The sequence below is a fragment of the Micromonospora humidisoli genome (genome assembly GCF_016900955.1).
Lineage (GTDB): Bacteria > Actinomycetota > Actinomycetes > Mycobacteriales > Micromonosporaceae > Micromonospora > Micromonospora wenchangensis.
The window spans coordinates 1-1894 of sequence record NZ_JAFEUO010000023.1 but is presented as its reverse complement, the minus strand read 5'-3'; the positions used below and the strand labels follow the sequence as shown (position 1 = coordinate 1894).

At 66.0% G+C, this 1894-nt stretch carries 1 protein-coding gene; it reads left to right on the top strand.

Going from position 1 to position 1894, the window contains the following annotated elements; genetic code table 11:
* Positions 1-303: 303 nt before the first annotated feature.
* The gene (locus JQN84_RS31125; protein ID WP_204962156.1) at positions 304-1470 is read left to right on the top strand and encodes a ParB N-terminal domain-containing protein; all 1167 of its coding nucleotides are present in this window, start codon (positions 304-306) and stop codon (positions 1468-1470) included.
* Positions 1471-1894 lie beyond the last annotated feature (424 nt).

Genomic DNA, 1894 nt, shown 5'->3' with positions numbered 1-1894 from the left:
GACCAGCTCAATCGCGTCACGCTGAAACTCTTCCGTGTACTTCGATGGACGCCCCAACGGGGACACCCCTTCCTCTGGACCAACATCCAGTCTCAGGGTGTCCACATCTCAGGGGGAAGCCCAAACACCCACACCACACCACCCTGCCCACCCTCCCCACACAACGGTCAAAACACGAGAACGTCGGGATGACTCCGGTCATCCCGACGTCCGCCCTACCTCTGCGACGACCTTGGGACACCCATGAGCCCCATTCCTACCGCCCCTGCGGTCCTACCCTCCACCACGGCGACGGTCGCCACCGTGATCTACCGGATCCCGATCCACGACGTCACCCCGGGCATCAACTGGCGCGGCCCGACCACCGACAGCATCAACCTGCAACGCTCCATCGACAAAGCCGGGCAGAAAGACCCGATCAGAATCGCGACCACACCCGACGGCAGATGCGAGATCCTCGACGGGCAACGCCGATGGACCGCCATGCGCCGCCTCGGACACACCCACATCAGCGTCATCACCGGACGCCACCTCACCGGCGCCGCACGGGCCCTACAACAACTCGCCTGGCACATCGACGGCGGATACACACCACTGGCACAAGCCAAAACCCTCGCACACCTCGTACGAGTCGAACACCTACCCGTGCCCCACATCGCCACCAGCCTCGGCACCACCACACGCTGGGTCACCGACCGCATCACCCTCCTCCGCCTCACCCCCGGCGAACAACACCGCCTCCTCACCGGCGACCTCACCCCCCGCACCGCACTGAAAATGGTCCGACGCCGCCACAACGACACACCCGCCCGCACACCCGACGCCGCCCCACCACCGCCACCCCGACGGCACCAGCGGTACTGGCACATGGGACACCCACTCGCCTCAGCAGCAATCGCCGCCTGCGCCGCCGCCGGACACACCCACCGCAACCCCCACACGCCGTGGGCACCGGTGTCCTGCGCACCCATCTGGGAACACGTCATCCGCGCCGACGAACGCCAACGAACCCCATCCCCGACCACCCCGAACACCACCACACCCACCCCGACCCTGACCCCCCGAGAAACCCACGCGATCCGCCTCATCACCGCCGGCATGAGTCAAACCGACACCGCCCGCCGACTGGGAGTCTCCAAAGCCTTCCTCCAACGACGGATCCTCCTGCCCATGATCGGCCGCCTCGGCGTGACCACCACCATCGAAGCCGTCGCCTGGGCAGCCCGCCACCACCTGATCCCCCTACCACCCACCCCCCACCCCACCACCACACCCATCACCCTCGACAACCACACCACCACCATCCTGCGCAGCACCGCCGCCGGACACACCGTCCGCCAGATCGCCAACACCATGAACACCGGCGAACGCACCATCATCAATCGACTACAAGCACTCAACAAACGCACCGGATTCCGAAGCCGCTACCAGACCATCGCCTGGGCAATCCACACAGGCCAACTCCCATAACCCAAGCCAGACTGCCCTCTGCTGCGGGGTCGTCAACAACCACCCCGCAGACACCGCAGGACCCTGACCGCCCCGGACACGGCTGCACGCGGCAGAAAGGCGGGCCGCTATCGGCCCGACGTTCCCAAGACCGAAGACCCTGCGAGGCGGTGCCACCGCTGCGGGAAGACCAGCAGGAAGCGGTTGAGGTGACCGCCGAGCACACCACCCACGACGGCAGGAGACAGGTGTTCGCCGCGTGCAGGCCTGGCAAGACGTTGATCACCACGCACGCGGCGGTGCGGCGTTGCCACAGGGTCTGACTGGACGTTTGTTTCGCGTTCGGGGCAGTAGTGGCCGATTCATGTTTGGACATCGGTAGCGTGATATGTCCGAACCAGCCCAGTAAGAGCGCATAACAGCGGGCGCCGACCTGCCCGACTTC